Here is a 15809-nt window from a genome sequence, read left to right on the forward strand (position 1 = left end):
TCGTTGCACGGCCACTCGTCCCGCCGACGGGCCCCCGGCCTCACCGGGACGCCCTCATTCGAACCGGCTGACGTCCCCGGCCCCTCGCCGTACGATCTCGGCCTCGCCGTCCGAGAAGTTGATGACCGTCGTCGGCTCGGTGCCGCAGTCCCCGGAGTCGACCACCGCGTCCAGCACGTGGTCGAGGCGGTCCTTGATCTCCCAGCCCTGTGTCATCGGCTCGTCCTCGTCGGGCAGGAGCAGCGTGCTGGACAGCAGCGGCTCGCCGAGTTCGGAGAGCAGGGCCTGGGTGACGACGTGGTCGGGGATGCGCACGCCGACCGTCTTCTTCTTCGGGTGCTGCAGCACCCGCGGCACCTCCTTCGTCGCCGGCAGGATGAAGGTGTAACTACCGGGCGTCGAGGCCTTGATCGCCCGGAACACGTCGTTGTCGACCCGTACGAACTGGCCGAGCTGCGCGAAGTCCTGGCAGACCAGGGTGAAGTGGTGCCGGTCGTCGAGATGGCGGATGGTCCGGATCCGCTCGATTCCGTCACGGCTGCCCAGCCGGCAGCCCAGCGCGTAGCAGGAGTCCGTGGGGTACGCGATGAGCGCGTCGGCGCGGATGCTGTCCGCGACCTGGGTGATGGTGCGCGGCTGGGGGTTGTCGGGGTGCACGTCGAAGTACTTCGCCATTGGGCGAGCTTATGCCGTGGTCACGTTGGCGACGAACGCGGCGACGTTCGCCACGGTCCGCTTGATCTTCTCCTCCAGCGTGACCGTCTCGTGGAGCCGTGCGCCGGCGCCCGCGTCCCGCTTGCCGCGCACATACAGCGAGCAGGCCAGATCGCTGCAGATGTAGGCGCCCACCGAGTTGCCCTGCTGTCCGGCCTTCCCCGCCTTCGTCGCGACCATCAGGGACACCCCACCGGAGTGGGTGGTGAGGCACATCGAGCACATGCTGCGCCGCGCCTGCCAGGAAGCGGCGGCGGAGGCGCGCAGCGCGAGGGCCCTGGGGCGGCCCTCCAGCTCGACCACGAGGTAGGCGCGGTTGGGGGCCTGTGGATCGCGCCAGCCGAGGTAGTCGAGGTCCTCCCAGGGCTGGAGGGCCAGGTCGCGGGGGATGTTCAGGCGCTTGGCCTCGCCCTTGGTGCAGTTCACGAACGCCACACGGATCTCTTGCTCGGTCAGCGGTTCCATAAGGCCACGGTAATTTGCCTAAAAGGTTTAGGCAAACGCATAATCGCTTCAGCCGAAGGGGAGGTTGCTTATGGCACGCGTAGGGCTGACCACGGAGCGTGTGGTGCGGGCCGGTGCGGAGCTCGCCGACGAGGTGGGATTCGACCAGGTGACCGTCTCGGAGCTCGCCCGGCGTTTCGGCGTCAAGGTCGCGAGTCTGTACTCGCATGTGCACAACTCCCAGGACCTCAGGACCCGGATCGCCCTGTTCGCCCTGGAGGAGCTGGCCGACCGGGCCGCCGACGCCCTGGCCGGCCGGGCCGGCAAGGACGCCCTGGTGGCCTTCGCGAACGTCTACCGCGACTACGGCCGCGAACACCCCGGCCGGTCGGCCGCTGCCCGGCTGCGACTGGACCCCGAGACGGCCGCCGCCGGCGCGGGCGTCCGCCACTCCCAGATGTCGCGGGCGATCCTGCGCGGCTACGACCTGAGGGAGCCGGACGAGACGCACGCCGTACGGCTGCTTGGCAGCGTCTTCCACGGCTATTCGAGCCTGGAGGCAGCCGGCGGCTTCAGTTACAGCGGCCCCGGCTCCGAGGAGTCCTGGACGCGCATCCTGGACGCCCTCGACGCCCTGCTGCGCAACTGGCCCACCGCACCGACCACTTGAACGACAGGCGGAGTACATGCACACCACGTACGACTGGATCACCACGCCCGTCACCGCCGACCTGCTGCGCGGCGCACTCGACGTGGCACACACCGAACACGGCGTACTGCCGCACCGACTGCCCGCCCGGGCCCGCGCCCAGTGCACCGATCCACAGCTGGCCGGCGCCGAGTCCCAGCCCTCCGGCGTACGGCTGGCCTTCCGCACGCGTGCCACCGCCGTCGAACTGGACACCCTGCCCACCAAGCGCGTCTACGTCGGCGCCCCGCCGCGTCCCGACGGCGTGTACGACCTCCTGGTCGACGGCCGCGCGGCCGGCCGCGCGAGCGTCACGGGCGGCAACACGGTGACCGTCGACATGGCCGCCGGCACCACCGACGTCCGTCCCGGCCCCGTGGGCACCCTGCGCTTCACCGGCCTGCCCGAGGGAGACAAGGACGTGGAGATCTGGCTCCCGCACAACGAGACAACCGAACTGGTCGCCCTGCGCACCGACGCCGCCGTGGAGCCGGCACCGCCGAGCGGCCGCAAGGTGTGGCTGCACCACGGCAGTTCGATCAGTCACGGCTCCGACGCGGCGAGCCCCACCACCACATGGCCCGCGCTCGCAGCCTCCCTCGGCGACGTGGACCTGATCAACCTCGGGCTGAGCGGCAGCGCCCTGCTCGACCCGTTCACCGCCCGGACGCTGCGCGACACCCCCGCCGACCTGATCAGCGTCAAGATCGGCATCAACCTGGTCAACACCGACCTGATGCGCCTGCGCGCGTTCACCTCGGCCGTCCACGGCTTCCTCGACACCGTCCGCGAAGGTCACGCCACCACACCGCTGCTGGTCGTCTCACCCATCCTGTGCCCCATGCACGAGGACACGCCCGGCCCGAGCGCCATCGACTTCACCTCACTCGGCGACGGCCGGCTGCAGTTCCACGCCATGGGCGATCCGGCGGAACGCGCCGACGGGAAACTGGCCCTGGGCGTGATCCGCGACGAGCTGAACCGCATCGTGGCCCAACGGTCGGCCGAGGACCCGAACCTGCATTACCTCGACGGACGCGACCTGTACGGGGAGTCCGACTCGGCCGAACTCCCGCTGCCCGACCAGCTCCACCCGGATGCCGCCACCCACCTCCGCATCGGCGAACGCTTCGCCGAACTGGCCTTCGCCGAAGGGGGCGTCTTCGGTGGTCGGGGCCTGTGAAGGCGACCGTCGCCTCGCCGTTCGGACGTCGTACTCGTGTCGCCTTCGGGCACACGTGAGGTAACGTCCCCGACCGATATGCCGAGGTCGATGCGATGGACGAGGAGAAGGCCGAGATGGCTGGCCGAAAGGACCGGGCCCGCCCTGCGCAGGTGACGGGCGCCGACGGCGCGACGTGGGCACAGGAACTGCTCGACCACCTCCGGCCGACCGGACGGGACATCCGCCTGGTCGCCGCCTGGCTCGCGGACGTGGTGCACGGGACGGCCTGTCTGCAAGACGACACGGGCAGCCTCCTCGCCGGAACGCCGACACCGCTCGACGAGGGCCTCGTCGCGGACATCGTCTCCGGCCGCATCGCCTCCGCGGCCTGGGACGACGAAGGGCGTCATCTGCGCCTCGTCAGAGTGGAGCTGCCGCAGCCCGCCTCGGGCGGTGTACTGGTGGTGTCCCGCACGGACCCCTTCGACCGGCGGGCCTCAGACATCGTGACCCACACCGCCCAGGTGGTCGAACTCCTGCTCAGGGCACACGAGTCGAGCATGGCCGGACGCCGTCTGCAACGGGCGACGTCCGACCTGCGCCTGGCCATCCTGCAGCTCCTGATGGTCGAGGAAACCGTCTCGGCGCGTCGTGTCGCCGCAGGCCTGTGGCCCGGCCTGCTCGACACCGACACAGCATGCGTCTACGTGCTCGAAGCCGGCGCCCAGGACCGCGACCGCATCGCCGAGGAATGCCTGGACGCGACGGACGAGCAGGCCCTGGTCGTGCGCTGTCCCGCCGTGGACACGCACGTCATCGTCGTCGCTCCGCACGACGCGGCCGCCGCGGAGCTGCGCCTGCTGGTCGGCAGGCGGCCGGGCACCTTCCTCGGCGGCAGCGCCCCGCAGAGCCTCGTCCGCACCGCGACCGCCTACGGACAGGCCGTCAGCGCCCTCGCCGTCGCCCGCTTCCGACCCGACAGGCAGGCCGCCTACGCCGAACGCACCCACCCCGAACGCCTGATGGACCCGGCCGTGCTCCACGGCTGGACGACCGAGGTCCTGCGCCCGCTGGACACGCTCGCGCACCACACCCGCGCCGAACTCCTCGCCACCACCCGCCTTGGCCTGGAGTTCACGGCCGTGAACGCGGCCAAGGTCCTGGGTGTCAGCCGCAACACCGTCCGCGCCCGCATGGAGCGCGTGGAGGGCCTGCTGCACGCGGACTTCTCCGACCTCCCCGCCCGAGCCGTCGTCCACCTCGCGCTCAAGGCCCGCGTCGGCCTGCCGGAGGAACCCCACGAGACCGGTCCCGCCGGCACGGCCGGCACCACGGACACCGCCGACCCTCCGCTCGGCGACCTGCTGGCCGGCCCCGCATTGCGCACCTGGGCACACGACCTGCTCGGCCGCCTGGAGTCCGACGCCCGCGACCTCCGCCGCACCCTCCGCACCTGGATCGCGGCAGGCGGCAACGCCGAACGCGCCGCCCACCTCCTCGGCGTGCACGCGCAGACCGTGCGCGAGCACGTGCGCAGCGCGGAACCCGTCCTCGAACGCCAACTGCTCGCCTCCGGCTCCGATCTCTACGAGGTCGTGCTGGCCCACCTGGCCCTCGGTGACCTCGACCAGCCCGACCTCAACCGGACGAACCGGGGCCATCCGGGCGCGCCTGTGCACAAGTGAGCCCTGCGCACACCGCAGCGGGCACTGACGCGGTACACAACCGATCCGCCCTGGACGTAAATTCGACGGGCGGCGGGGGCACGACCGGAACGGGGGACCGGTCGGGCCCCCTTTGCTGCGGTTCTACGCGCGCAGCCGCACCGGCACCTCCTGCCAGCCGAACGCGATGAACGACGGCACCTGCCGCAGCTCGTCCTCGCCGACGGCCAGCCGCATCCCGGGAAAACGTCCGAAAAGAGCGGGCAGCGCGGTCAGCGCCTCCACCCGGGCCAGCGGAGCACCGATGCACCGGTGCACCCCGATGCCGAACGCCAGATGGTCCTCGGCCCCGCGCGCCGCGTCGAAGACGTCCGCGTCGGCCCCGTAGTGCACGGGATCCAGCCCCGCGGCGGCGTACGTCGTGATGATGGCGTCGCCCGCGGGGATGGTGACGTCGCCGACCCTGATGTCGGTGACGGCGAAGCGCAGCGGCAGCGCGGCGATCGACGGGTGCACCCGCAGCGTCTCGTCGACGACGCCGTCCCAGCCGGTCGTCCCGGCACGTACGGCGGCCAGCTGTCCCGGGTGCCTGAGCAGGGCGACGATCGCGTTGCCGATGAGGTTGACCGTGGTCTCGTACCCTGCGCCGATCACCAGCAGCAGGGTGTACAGCAGTTCCTCGTCGCTGAGCCGGTCGCCGTCCTCGTCCCGCACCCGGATCAACTCGGTGGTCAGATCGTCCCCGGGGTGCTCGCTGCGGTGGGCGATCAGCGCCGGCAGCACCGTCCCGATCTGCCGCTGCACGGACGCGGCGTGCTCCGGGCTCGGGTCGGAGGTGTCCATGATGGCCGCGATCAGCCGACCCGTGGCGTCCACCAACTCGTCCGGCACGCCGAACAGTTCGCAGATGATCCGCATCGGCAGCGGATGTGCGAGCAGCGCTTTGACGTCGACCACCTGGCCGTCGGCGCCCGCCGCCTCCAGCGTGTCGAGCAGCTCCGCGGAGATCGCCTCCACCCGTGCGCGCATCGTCTCGGTGCGCCGACGGGTGAAGCTCGGCGCCACCAGCTTGCGCAGCCGGGCGTGGTCGCCGCCGTACGCCGAGAGCATGTTGACCACGCCCACCCAGCCCAGTATCCAGCCCCACGAGGGGTGTTCACCCAGCTCGGGCCACAACCTCCAGTGCAGCCGCGGGTCCTTGCTGACCCGAGGATCGAGGATCAGGACCTTCAGGGTGTCGTAGCCGGTCGGTGCCCAGGCGGGGATGCCGCCCGGCAACTCGACCGGCACGATCGGGCCCAGGGCGCGCAACCGGGCGCTCTCGGCGGCGATGTCGGCTCCGAACGGGTCGATGACGAAGCGGTCGAGCCGGTCGGTCACGGTCACTACGGATCTCCCGGAATGGAAGGCGGGCAGGGCGACGTGGCCCCTGCAGCGGACACTCGCAGCACACTACACATCGCCACCCCTCGCTCTCGCACGGTTAAGCGAAACTTCGCCGCGACATTCCGGCCTGAGGCGCCCCGTCGCACTTGCGGCCCGCTTCTCGGATCATCGACTGCCCCGTTGGGGTGTGCCATCACCGCATTCACACCCACCGCTTCCTGTGGGCGTCGGCTGAATGCCCGTCGTGGGACGGGTACTCGGCAGGCTCCGGAGCAGCTACCGCTGGAGGAGGTCCGGATGACCAGCAACACGGAGACCGGCGGCGTGACCGGCACGCCGGACAAGGACTACAACCTCATCTGGTACGTGGAGGCGTGCCTGAGCAACGCGCTGCGCCTGGAGAACTACATCCAGGACGCCGAACGCGAGAAGGACACCGAGGTGGCCGACCTGTTCCGCAAGGCGCAGGCGGACAGCCGCAAGGGTGCGGAACTGGGCAAGAGGCTCCTGCGCGCACGCCTTGACGGCGGCTGACGCCCACCCCCCCCAGAATCCCGGGCTCCGTGCGCCCGCACGGGGCCCGACCGTGTGCCTGCGTCGGTTTTCTCCGCCTGCGCCGGTGACGTGTGCCTCGGCGAGCGCTACCCTACTCGCCAGTAACCGGTCACATTCAGGAGGCACCGATGCCGCAGCTCGAGGTCGACGGCGCAGCGCTGACGTACGACGACGAGGGCCCCCGCGACGGCGACGGCGTGCCGCTGGTGTTCATCCACGGCTGGACGGCGAACCGGCGCCGCTGGGACCACCAGATGACGCACTTCGCCGAGCAGCGCCGGGTGATCCGCCTGGACCTGCGCGGTCACGGCGAGAGCAGCGGGGCGGGGGTGCGCACCGTCGCGGAGCTGGCCAGGGACGTCATCGCGCTCCTCGACCACCTGAAGGTCGACCGGGCGGTTCTCGTGGGCCACTCGATGGGCGGCATGATCGCGCAGACCATCACCCTCGACCACCCCGAGCGGGTCGAACGCCTCGTACTGGTCAACTCCATCGGACGCATGGCCTTCAGCCGCGGCAGGGGTCTGCTGATGGCGGCCTCGACCCTCGCCCCGTACAAGCTGTTCGTCGCCACCAACATCCAGCGCGCCTTCGCCCCCGGCCATCCTCGCGACGAGATCCGCGCCTACGTCAAGTCCTCCGCCGACACCCCGCGCGAGGTCGTCATGACGCTCTACGGCGCCATGCGCGCCTTCGACGTACTGGACAGGGTCGGCGAGATCCTCGTACCCACCCTCATGGTCCACGGCTATCACGACATTCAGCTGCCCGTGCAGCAGATGCTGCGCATGGCGAAGGACTACCCGGACGCGGTGGTCCGCATCATCGACGCCGGCCACGAGTTGCCGGTGGAGAAGCCGGCGGAACTGACCACGGCCCTCGACCGGTTCGTGACCCCAGCGCGCGGGTGAGGTGATCAGCGCGCCAGCTTGGCCCTGACACCGCCGACCGCCGCGGCGGGCCGTGCGGAGGCACCGACGGAACGCCGTACCAGATGAGCCTCACGGTGCAGGTCATGGGCGGCATGACGGCCCCGCCACGCCAGGGAGGGGGCGCCGGCGGTGTCGTCGGCCGCGATCAGCAGACCGCCGAGCATCGACAGGTTCTTCAGGAAGTGGATGCGCTGCTGGGCGCGCTCGTCCGGATCCTCCACCTCCCAGAAACGGTGACCCGCAAGCGTCGTCGGCACCAGTGTGGCCGCTATGGCCAGCGCGGCGGGCCGCGGCAGACGCCCGGTGCCCAGCAGCAGACCGGCCACCAGCTGTACGGCTCCGTTGAGCCGCACGACCTGTTCGGTGCAGTCGGGCAGGGCGTCGACCCGCTCGGTGAGGGGCTGGACGACGGGCTCGGCCACGGGGGCGACCTGCTCGGGAGCGCGCAGCGAGTTCATTCCGCCGGAGACGAACATCGAGGCGAGCATGGGGCGGCCGACCAGACGCAGGAAGCTCATGACTTTCTCCCAGGGTAGGAGCGCGTGCAGAGAGCCACCGGGTTCCCCGCCGTGCTGTGGTCGATGCCACGTCATCGGGCGAGGTGAAGGCATGTTCTTCTCCGGCGGCCGCGAGTTACCGTTTTTGCCCAGTTACCTGTCCTCCCACGCAGTACGGACGGCCCCGCAGTGCTCGCAGACCTCTCCCCGCTGATCGCGGCGACCGCCCAGTGGCTGACCTGCGCCTATCCCTCGGGCGGTGGCGCTCTGGCCTCGGCCCTGTGCGAGGCGCAGGCCCGCCAGGCCGTGACGGTCGCGGCCTGGCTGCGCTACCCGACCCCGATGGACGCCGCGCTCGTCGGGATGGCGGGCGCGGGCGGATCCGCCCGGCTCGACCGGCTCGCGGGCGCGCACGACCTCACCGGCCAGGACACCGAAGTCCACGCCTGGCGCACCTGGGTCGACGAGGTCGTCGCCAGCTGGGCGTCCGGCCTGCTGAGCGACCCGGGACTGGCCGCCCTCGCGGTGGCAGCCGCCGCCGAGAGCAGCCACACGGCCGGTACGCCCGTCGCGTTCCGACGCCTGCTCGCACCCGACGCCGGCGACCTGCGGGCGGCGACGCTGCTGCGCCACCCCGACCTGCTCGCCCCCGTCGTCGCACTTCACCAGGACCAGCTGCTGCACCTGCTCAAGCCGCCCCTCCCGCTCACCGCCTGAGACCGGCCACCCGCTGCGGGGGGCCGGCCTGCAGCCCGTCAGCCGTGCTTGCCGCGTCCGCTCAGCGCGTCCCGCATCCGGTCGACCACTCCGGCCCCCGGCGCCAGCAGCTTGTTGGCGGGAGGGGTGTCCGGGGCCGAGGGATGCGGCCGGGTCGGCGCCAGCTTCTTGGCCCGGCGGACCTTGTCGCCCAGGTCGTCGAGTGCCTCCGCAGTGCACGCCGCGCGCAGCTGGGGGAAGAGGTTCTGCTCCTCGTCGGCGATGTGCGAACGGACCTCGCTCATCAGCGTCCCGACCAGCCGGTCGAACTCGGCGTCGCCCGCCTCGCAGCTCTCCAGATCCTTCATCAGCTGCTCGGCCTTGGAGTGGTCCTCGATCTCCCTGTCCGCCATGGTGTTCCCGTTGACCAGGTGTTCCCGCACCGCCGGGTAGAGGTACTCCTCCTCGGCCACCGAGTGCCGCACCAGTTCCATCGTGGCCTGGTCGGCGTACACCTTGCGGTCCTTGTCTCCGGACGGCAGTGCCTCGATCCGGCCGAACAGCTCCTCGACCTCCCGGTGATCGGTCATCAGCTCGTCGATGACGTTTCCACCATGTCCCATGCTCTCCACCTCCAGCCAGGAAGCGGTGGCTCCCGGTCCGGATCCACCGCGAGCCCCGAGTGCCCCGGCCCCCGCTGCGCTAACGCCCGACCACAGCGGCTCGCCCGTTCGGACGGGGTGTGGGCCGCCGCCTTGTTGGAACCCGCCCACAGGAGCCGACATGGATGGCGCACCTGGGGAGGCCGGCGTGACAGACACGGTGGACGTGGCGGTCGGACGGGTGGTCAGGGAGGTTGCCGTGCGGGCGGAGCGCCTGTGGGAGGTCGCCCTCGCCCTGCACGCGGATCCCGAGTACGCCTTCGAGGAACACCGGGCGGCCCGGCTGCTGAGCGGCGAACTCGAACGCGAGGGGTTCGTCGTGGAGCGTGGTCTCGCCGGAATGCCCACCGCGTTCGCCGCGCGGGCGGGAAGCGTACGCCGCCCGGCGGTGGCCCTGCTCCTGGAGTACGACGCCCTGCCCGGGCTCGGGCACGCGTGCGGCCACAATCTGATCGCCGCGGCCGGCCTCGGTGCCGCGCTCGCGGCACGGGCCGTGGTGGGGGAGGGCGCAGGAGCCGTATGGGCCGTGGGAACGCCTGCCGAGGAGGGCGGCGGTGGCAAGGTCGCCGAGACCGAGGCGGGCCTGTTCGACGATGTCGACGCCGCGCTGATGTTCCACCCCGGGGTGCACAGCTGGCAGTGGGCGCCCCTGACCGCCCAGACGCGGTACCGCGTCGGCTTCCACGGCCGCGCCGCCCACCCCACCGGGAACCCGACCGAGGGCATCGACGCCCTCGCGGCCCTCATCCAGCTGTTCAACACCCTTGCCGTCGTGGGCCGACGGCTCCCCGAGGCCTCACATGTGCAGGGCATCGTCACCGACGGGGGCGTGGCGACGAACATCGTCCCCGAGTACGCGGAGGGACTGTTCGGTCTGCGCGCAGGGACGACCACCGCCCTGGAGGAGCTGGCGGGGGAGCTGCTGACCTGCGCTCAAGGGGTGGCCCGGGCGACGGGGACGACGGTCACGTTCGGGCGCGTCTCCCCGTCCTACGAGCACTTCCGCGACAGCGGGGTGCTGTCAGGACGGTTCGCCCGGCACCTCGCACGCACAGGTATCGGCCTGACGCCTCCCCAGCCCGGCGTCTACCCGGGCTCCTCCGACATCGGCAACGTCAGCGGCCGCGTGCCCGCCATCCACCCCTTCGTCGCGATCATGGATCCGGACGGCTCCGACCACACCGCCGAGTTCGCCGCCGCGGCGTCCTCCGACCGCGGCCGCCGGGCGATGCTGGCGGCGACGGAGGCGCTCGCCTGCACGGCGGTCGAGTTGCTGATGTCCGCGGAACTCCGAGAGCGGGCGTGGCGCGAGCACGGGCGCGGTGCCGTCGTTGCGGCCGGGCGATGACGTCCCGGAAACACACACCTTCCTGCCGCCTCCGACCGCGCGCGATGCCTCGCCCGGGGGCCGGCGCGCAGGCCTGACGGTCCGGTCAGCGCCTCTGACGCAGGCGCCGAGCCAGCCGCCTGACGCTCGCCGCCCTCGACGCGGACGGGACGGCCGAGACGGCCGGGGCCCCGGTTCCGTCCGCATGCCGTCGCGGTCCCCGGACTGCCAGTGGCCGTCGGGTGACAGCAGGGGCGCCCTACGGTCCGTCTGCGCCTTGATCTCCTGATACGACTCGTGAGAGGTCACGCGGTACGCCTCCTCCCACGACGCCAGAGCCGAGCGCATGGCCACACCGGCCGTACCACGGCGGCGCACGTGAGACGCGAGCCACGCAAGGCCGCACAGGATCGCGACGAGACCGGCGAAGATCGCAAGCAGGGGCAACGCGTCATCCATCTCCCGAGCCTAACTGTCCAGTGAGGGACAGGGGTCGGCCGACAGGCAGGCAGGCCGACAGGCGGGCCCAGTGGTGAACAGCCCTGGGCTGACACGTCGTCCGGAACGTCCACCGAGGCTTGTCCGCCCCGCTCGCCCGCCCGCCCGCTCGCCCGCCCGCCCCGCCCCGCCGCGCCGCGCCGGGACCGGACGGCCGGACGGTGTCCGACGGCGGCCGGCCGACGCGCTGATGGGCCCGCGCTGTGCGCGGACCCGTCAGCGGAAGCGATGGTCCTGTGTCAGGCGCGGGGCCGCTCGAAGGTGAGCAGCAGGCCCTCGACCGATCCGGGCCCTATCCGGCCCTTGACGTCGGCGGAGGTGATCGCCTTGAGGCCCCAGCCGTCCTCGGCATGCTTGTTGAGGACCTTCTCCAGCTTGTCGCTGTCCAGAGCGTCACCGATCAGTGACTCCCTGAACGTGACGACCTTGTACTCGTAGGTGTAGGCGTGGCTCATGGCTGAGGCGACCTCCTGTGTATCGGCTGCGGTGGCTGGAAACCAGCCAATCATGGCCACGGGAACCTTCGGTGACCGGGCACCGACCCGCCTCGGCGCGATCTTCTCCGGCGCGGACAGCGCGGACAGCGCGGACAGCGCGGACAGCGCGGACAGCACGGACAGCACGGGAGGGCCGGCAGGGGGCGTGCACCCTTGAGAACGTCAGACGTCCGGGCCGGTGGGCTGCCCGTGACCGTCGTTGGCGGTCTCGGCTGACGGCCACCGTGCCAGCGAGATCATCCCCATCACGCGGTGGATCAAGTAGAAGGCGAGGGGCAGTTCGCCGAACACGGCGAGCGCAGCCGACGGCCAGACCTCTGAGGTGCCGAAGGAGAGCGAGACGTCGAACCACGCGTCGCAGACCAACAGCACCGCCGTCGCGAGTGCCGGCACCATCACCGCACGGTGCCGCAGCCAGCCGAGTATCGCGGTGGACGCCATCGCGACCAACAGCAGAACGTCGAATCCCACCCAGGCCGCGCGCCAGTGGTGGACCCTGTATCCGGACGGCAACGTCAGCGCCAGCAGGACGGTCCACGGGACGAGGGCGATGGAGCAGACGGTCAGCAGTTCCAGGGTCTGCCGCCGGTGCCGGCGTACTCGCTCGAGCAGCTCGGCTCTCGCCGTCGGTACAGCAGCCCCTTCGCGGTCGCCGGTCTGCGTGTCGCTCACGTCGCCTGCTCCGTTCTCGTCTGTTCTCGGGCGGCCAGGCGTCCGGAATCGATCCAGCAGCACTGCCAGGCTAATGCCCGGGCCGGCCGTGTCGTTCGGGGGTGCCGGATGACCTGCCGGTCCGCGCGGCGCGAGATGTCCGCCGTCGCGTATACGACGCCGTTCGCCAGGTTGATCGGGGTGCGGCATCGGACCTGGGTGCCGATGTCATCGTGGCCCAGGGGACGGAGGCCGGGGGCCCGGTGACCGGAAGGACGGTCCACGCTGCCGTTCACGCCCTTGGTCGCACCGGTGCCCGTGCCGGCTGCGGCCCCGGGGCTGGGCGCCGCCGGCGCCCCGCGGCGCCCGATGGCCGTCGAGATGCACGGCGCGCGCCACGGACCACCCCTACCTCGTCTCCCACCGCTTACGGTGTGAACCAGTGCGGCCGTCGACCTCATCGACGATGTGCGGTCCGGCGCCGGCCTCGTAGGCGTCGTTGGGACTCTCGCCGAACAGCCGAGGACGCACCGGCCCGAGCGGGCATGCAAGCCGAGACGACGACTCGCCCAGCGCCGCCCAGCGCCGCTTGGCCCTCTCGACCGGAGACGCCGGAAAGCCCCGTGTTCTGCACATCGTCGCCGATGTGCAGAACACGGGACCCTGGAGTGCCGCTCGCATCCTCGTCGATGAGACGGCGACGTGGGCGCCGCGACGGGCGTGGCCGCTCCCGGCCGCAGGCCTCGAAGTCCGCTGAAACTGCTGCGAGTTGTTTGCCGACGGTTGTCCGCGCCCGGTCGGTTATCCGTGGCAGATGAGCACGATGAGGCCGTCGCAGTCGTCGCCGTCGTCGCCGTAGCCGCCGTAACCACCGTGGCCGCGATGTTCCTCCTGGCCGTGGCCTCGGGCCTGGGCGGACGAGGAGGCCTTGTCCCTGGCGTCGTCGTGCGGGGCGGCCACGGCGGACCCGGCGGCTCCCACGAGCGCCGCACAGGCGATGCCCAGGGCGGTACCCACGGCGAGTATTCGCGGAATCCGGGTGCTGGTCTTCTCGGCGTGATCGGGCGTGTTCGGGTGGTTGTGCAGTGGTGTGTTCATGCAGTCACCCTCTACGGCCGCCCGGCCAATTTCGCGCCGAGCGCAGCCGATTGGGTGAGCTACGCCGAAGGGCGTGCGCGAAGGGGTGTGCGCGGAGGTGGCTGAAACCGCGCCCGTGGGCGGGCCTTGGTGACAGCGGGCCCGTCGTCCATGGACACCTTGAGGGCGACGGTGTCACCGGCCGGCAGGGAGGGATGATCTTGGCCATGGCCGCGGAGAACGGGGGGTCCCACGGAATGACGGCGGCCACGACGCCGATGGGCTCGCGGCGCCCGACGCTTCGGGTGGGGGAGGCGGGGTCGGAGGGTGACAGGGGCTCCTCCCAGCCGAACTCCTCGGCGGCCTTGAGGTAGGCGGCTGCCTGCGTGCTCAGTCCCGGCCGGCCGTCGGTGTGAACCATCCGGCCGATCCGTTCTCGGCGAGATGTGGGCGGCGATCTTCTCGGCGTTTGCCTCGCGCAGCTCGTTGAGCCGCCGAAGAACGGCGATGCGGTCCGTCGGCGCCGTCCGGGGCCACGGACCCTTGTCGCGCCCCGCAGGCACCGAACGTGTGGGGGCCGGGCGGCTGTTACGACGGCGCGTTGTGCTGGGGCTGTGACGTCTCCTGGGCGTCGCCGGCCGGGTTCGGCCCGTCCTTGCGGGAACCGTCGTACCCGGCACGGTGGCTGCCGCGCAGCGCCGATGCGGCCGCTGAGACCAGAGCCATGCCCGCGGCAACACTGAAGACGATGGTCAGGCCGTGATGGAAGGGACCGGAGACCAGCTGCGGGAAGAACGTGTGGCCGGTCAGCGCCGCTCGTTGCGCCGCGGAGACGTGGTCGAGGGCTCCGTTGGACGACAGCAGGTGCTCGATGGGGTTGGTGCCGAGGAAGGTGGCGAACAGTGTGCTCACGGGTGGCAGCGCCGCCGCCTGTTCGGCTGCGCCGGCCGGCACGCCGTGCGTCTGGAGCCCGCTGCTCAGCGTCCCGGGCAGCGAGGCGGCGAGCCCCGAGACCATCAGGGAGAAGAACACACCGATGGACAGGGCGGTACCGGAGTTCTGGAACGTGGAGCGCATGCCCGATGCGACGCCCCGGTACTCGGGCGACACACTGCCCATGATCGAGGACGTGTTCGGCGCGGAGAACATGCCCTGGCCCAGCCCGTTGAGCAGCAGCAGCGCCGCGAACAGCCCGTAGTCGAAGTTGACGGGCAGCGTGAGCAGGCCGAGGAAGGAACACGCCACGACGACCAGGCCGGCCGTGGAGAACAGACGCGCGCCGAACCGGTCCGACAGGAAACCGGAGACGGGCCCGGCGATCAGGAAGCCGATGGTGAGTGGGAGCATGAAGACCCCGGCCCACAGCGGCGTGTCCTCGAAGTCGTAGCCGTGCAGGGGCAGCCAGATGCCCTGCAGCCAGATGATGAGCATGAACTGCAGGCCCCCACGCGCGATCGCGGTCAACAGGGCGGCCAGATTGCCCGCGGCGAAGGCGCGCACCTTGAACAGGCCCAGGTTGAACATGGGTTCGGCGACGTGCGTCTCGACGTAGCAGAAGAGGAGCAGCAGAGCGGCGCCGCCGATCAGGCCGGTGAGGACCCATGGGTTCGCCCAGCCGGTGGCGCTGTCGCCGTAGGGCTGGATGCCGTAGGTGATGCCGGCCAGCAGGATTCCGGCTCCCACCGCGAACGTGAGGTTGCCCAGCCGGTCGACCCGGCCGGGGCGGCCTGCCGAGGTCTCACGGAGGCTGAGGTAGGACCAGATCGTCCCGGTGATGCTGATCGGGACGCTGATCCAGAACACGGCCCGCCAGTCGACGGCGGCGAGCAGGCCGCCCGCGAGGAGGCCGAGGAACTGGCCCGCGAGCGCGGTGATCTGGTTGATGCCCAGGGCCATGCCACGCTGCCGCGCGGGGAACGCGTCGGTGAGGATGGCGGCCGAGTTGGCGGTGAGCATGGAGCCGCCGAAGGCCTGCACTATGCGCCAGATGATCAGCCACAGGGCGCCCGCCCCGGCGTGGAACGGGTCCAGGGAGAGCGCCACCGAGGCACACGCGAAGATCAGGAAGCCGAGGTTGTAGATCCGTACCCGCCCGAACATGTCGCCGAGCCGGCCGAGCACCACGACCAGCACGGCCGAGACCAGCAGATAGCCCAGGATCATCCAGAGCAGGTAGCCGATGTTGCCCGGAGCGAGCGGGTCGAGGCCGATACCGCGGAAGATCGCGGGCAGCGAGATGATCACGATGGAGGCGTCCATCGTGGCTATGAGCACGCCGAGCGTGGTGTTCGACAGCGCGACCCACTTGTAGCCCGGTCCGACGGGAGTGTCCTTGCCGCGCGTCGAGCGCAGCGCG

At 71.2% G+C, this 15809-nt stretch carries 17 protein-coding genes and 1 pseudogene; 8 read left to right on the plus strand and 10 right to left on the minus strand.

What is annotated here, in order from left to right; translation table 11 throughout:
- Positions 1-54: 54 nt before the first annotated feature.
- Entirely contained in the window at positions 55-675 is a 621-nt protein-coding gene (locus ACYUED_RS44235; protein ID WP_491290025.1) for an L-threonylcarbamoyladenylate synthase, read from the minus strand.
- A 9-nt stretch (positions 676-684) separates the two neighbouring features.
- Complete coding sequence (locus ACYUED_RS44240) at positions 685-1179, minus strand: FBP domain-containing protein (RefSeq protein WP_491290026.1); 495 nt, start codon at positions 1177-1179, stop codon at positions 685-687.
- 70 nt (positions 1180-1249) lie between these two features.
- Here ACYUED_RS44240 and ACYUED_RS44245 point away from each other — a divergent pair, with 70 nt between their 5' ends.
- The 3 genes from ACYUED_RS44245 (at position 1250) to ACYUED_RS44255 (ending at position 4696) form a co-directional block, all read left to right on the plus strand.
- Positions 1250-1828, plus strand: coding sequence for a TetR/AcrR family transcriptional regulator (locus ACYUED_RS44245; protein ID WP_491290027.1), 579 nt, complete (start codon positions 1250-1252; stop codon positions 1826-1828).
- Between the two features lie 16 nt (positions 1829-1844).
- Positions 1845-3029, plus strand: a complete 1185-nt coding sequence (locus ACYUED_RS44250) for a GDSL-type esterase/lipase family protein (RefSeq protein WP_491290028.1) — start codon at positions 1845-1847, stop codon at positions 3027-3029.
- 116 nt (positions 3030-3145) lie between these two features.
- Positions 3146-4696, plus strand: coding sequence for a helix-turn-helix domain-containing protein (locus ACYUED_RS44255; protein WP_491290029.1), 1551 nt, complete (start codon positions 3146-3148; stop codon positions 4694-4696).
- Positions 4697-4819: 123 nt separating this feature from the next.
- On the opposite strand, the gene ACYUED_RS44260 is transcribed toward ACYUED_RS44255, so the two are convergent.
- A complete protein-coding gene (locus ACYUED_RS44260; RefSeq protein ID WP_491290030.1) occupies positions 4820-6061 on the minus strand; it encodes a cytochrome P450 family protein in 1242 nt (413 codons plus the stop codon).
- Between the two features lie 297 nt (positions 6062-6358).
- Between ACYUED_RS44260 and ACYUED_RS44265 the strand changes: the two genes are divergently transcribed.
- Together ACYUED_RS44265 and ACYUED_RS44270 are read left to right on the plus strand one after the other, a co-directional pair.
- Complete coding sequence (locus tag ACYUED_RS44265; protein WP_491290031.1) at positions 6359-6595, plus strand: hypothetical protein; 237 nt, start codon at positions 6359-6361, stop codon at positions 6593-6595.
- A gap of 149 nt (positions 6596-6744) precedes the next feature.
- Positions 6745-7527 carry an alpha/beta fold hydrolase gene (locus ACYUED_RS44270; protein ID WP_491290032.1) on the plus strand — a complete coding sequence of 261 codons (783 nt, stop codon included), beginning with the start codon at positions 6745-6747 and terminating at the stop codon, positions 7525-7527.
- 5 nt (positions 7528-7532) lie between these two features.
- Here ACYUED_RS44270 and ACYUED_RS44275 read toward each other — a convergent pair whose 3' ends face one another.
- The gene (locus tag ACYUED_RS44275; protein ID WP_491290033.1) at positions 7533-8066 is read right to left on the minus strand and encodes a DoxX family protein; all 534 of its coding nucleotides are present in this window, start codon (positions 8064-8066) and stop codon (positions 7533-7535) included.
- 168 nt (positions 8067-8234) lie between these two features.
- Here ACYUED_RS44275 and ACYUED_RS44280 point away from each other — a divergent pair, with 168 nt between their 5' ends.
- A complete protein-coding gene (locus ACYUED_RS44280; protein WP_491290034.1) occupies positions 8235-8762 on the plus strand; it encodes a hypothetical protein in 528 nt (175 codons plus the stop codon).
- A gap of 38 nt (positions 8763-8800) precedes the next feature.
- Here ACYUED_RS44280 and ACYUED_RS44285 read toward each other — a convergent pair whose 3' ends face one another.
- Positions 8801-9364: a hemerythrin domain-containing protein gene (locus ACYUED_RS44285; protein WP_491290035.1), complete on the minus strand. Its 564-nt coding sequence runs from the start codon at positions 9362-9364 to the stop codon at positions 8801-8803.
- 187 nt (positions 9365-9551) lie between these two features.
- Between ACYUED_RS44285 and ACYUED_RS44290 the strand changes: the two genes are divergently transcribed.
- Positions 9552-10751, plus strand: a complete 1200-nt coding sequence (locus ACYUED_RS44290) for an amidohydrolase (RefSeq protein WP_491290036.1) — start codon at positions 9552-9554, stop codon at positions 10749-10751.
- A gap of 716 nt (positions 10752-11467) precedes the next feature.
- Here ACYUED_RS44290 and ACYUED_RS44295 read toward each other — a convergent pair.
- On the minus strand, positions 11468-11683 hold the full coding sequence (locus ACYUED_RS44295) for a DUF4177 domain-containing protein (RefSeq protein ID WP_266524541.1): 216 nt from the start codon (positions 11681-11683) through the stop codon (positions 11468-11470).
- A 52-nt stretch (positions 11684-11735) separates the two neighbouring features.
- Between ACYUED_RS44295 and ACYUED_RS44300 the strand changes: the two genes are divergently transcribed.
- Positions 11736-11882: a hypothetical protein gene (locus tag ACYUED_RS44300; RefSeq protein ID WP_491290037.1), complete on the plus strand. Its 147-nt coding sequence runs from the start codon at positions 11736-11738 to the stop codon at positions 11880-11882.
- A 5-nt stretch (positions 11883-11887) separates the two neighbouring features.
- On the opposite strand, the gene ACYUED_RS44305 is transcribed toward ACYUED_RS44300, so the two are convergent.
- The 4 genes and pseudogenes from ACYUED_RS44305 to ACYUED_RS44320 form a co-directional block, all read right to left on the minus strand.
- The gene (locus tag ACYUED_RS44305) at positions 11888-12397 is read right to left on the minus strand and encodes a hypothetical protein (RefSeq protein ID WP_491290038.1); all 510 of its coding nucleotides are present in this window, start codon (positions 12395-12397) and stop codon (positions 11888-11890) included.
- Positions 12398-13177: 780 nt separating this feature from the next.
- Positions 13178-13474: a hypothetical protein gene (locus tag ACYUED_RS44310; protein WP_491290039.1), complete on the minus strand. Its 297-nt coding sequence runs from the start codon at positions 13472-13474 to the stop codon at positions 13178-13180.
- A gap of 143 nt (positions 13475-13617) precedes the next feature.
- A pseudogene (locus ACYUED_RS44315) lies at positions 13618-14052 on the minus strand (aldehyde dehydrogenase family protein); the annotation flags it as partial.
- Positions 14042-15712, minus strand: a complete 1671-nt coding sequence (locus tag ACYUED_RS44320) for an MFS transporter (protein ID WP_491294726.1) — start codon at positions 15710-15712, stop codon at positions 14042-14044. The pseudogene ACYUED_RS44315 and the gene ACYUED_RS44320, both read right to left, overlap by 11 nt.
- Positions 15713-15809: the final 97 nt, after the last annotated feature.

The organism is Streptomyces sp. DF42 (assembly GCF_058267695.1).

Bases quoted from the DNA above. Each gene is read 5' to 3' on its own strand.
- ACYUED_RS44235 (WP_491290025.1), bottom strand. From the start codon at position 675: ATGGCGAAGTACTTCGACGTGCACCCCGACAACCCCCAGCCGCGCACC.
- ACYUED_RS44295 (WP_266524541.1), bottom strand. From the start codon at position 11,683: ATGAGCCACGCCTACACCTACGAGTACAAGGTCGTCACGTTCAGGGAG.
- ACYUED_RS44240 (WP_491290026.1), bottom strand. From the start codon at position 1,179: ATGGAACCGCTGACCGAGCAAGAGATCCGTGTGGCGTTCGTGAACTGC.
- ACYUED_RS44270 (WP_491290032.1), top strand. From the start codon at position 6,745: ATGCCGCAGCTCGAGGTCGACGGCGCAGCGCTGACGTACGACGACGAG.
- ACYUED_RS44320 (WP_491294726.1), bottom strand. From the start codon at position 15,712: ATGGACGCCTCCATCGTGATCATCTCGCTGCCCGCGATCTTCCGCGGT.
- ACYUED_RS44265 (WP_491290031.1), top strand. From the start codon at position 6,359: ATGACCAGCAACACGGAGACCGGCGGCGTGACCGGCACGCCGGACAAG.
- ACYUED_RS44255 (WP_491290029.1), top strand. From the start codon at position 3,146: ATGGCTGGCCGAAAGGACCGGGCCCGCCCTGCGCAGGTGACGGGCGCC.
- ACYUED_RS44300 (WP_491290037.1), top strand. From the start codon at position 11,736: ATGGCCACGGGAACCTTCGGTGACCGGGCACCGACCCGCCTCGGCGCG.
- ACYUED_RS44310 (WP_491290039.1), bottom strand. From the start codon at position 13,474: ATGAACACACCACTGCACAACCACCCGAACACGCCCGATCACGCCGAG.
- ACYUED_RS44275 (WP_491290033.1), bottom strand. From the start codon at position 8,066: ATGAGCTTCCTGCGTCTGGTCGGCCGCCCCATGCTCGCCTCGATGTTC.
- ACYUED_RS44285 (WP_491290035.1), bottom strand. From the start codon at position 9,364: ATGGGACATGGTGGAAACGTCATCGACGAGCTGATGACCGATCACCGG.
- ACYUED_RS44250 (WP_491290028.1), top strand. From the start codon at position 1,845: ATGCACACCACGTACGACTGGATCACCACGCCCGTCACCGCCGACCTG.
- ACYUED_RS44245 (WP_491290027.1), top strand. From the start codon at position 1,250: ATGGCACGCGTAGGGCTGACCACGGAGCGTGTGGTGCGGGCCGGTGCG.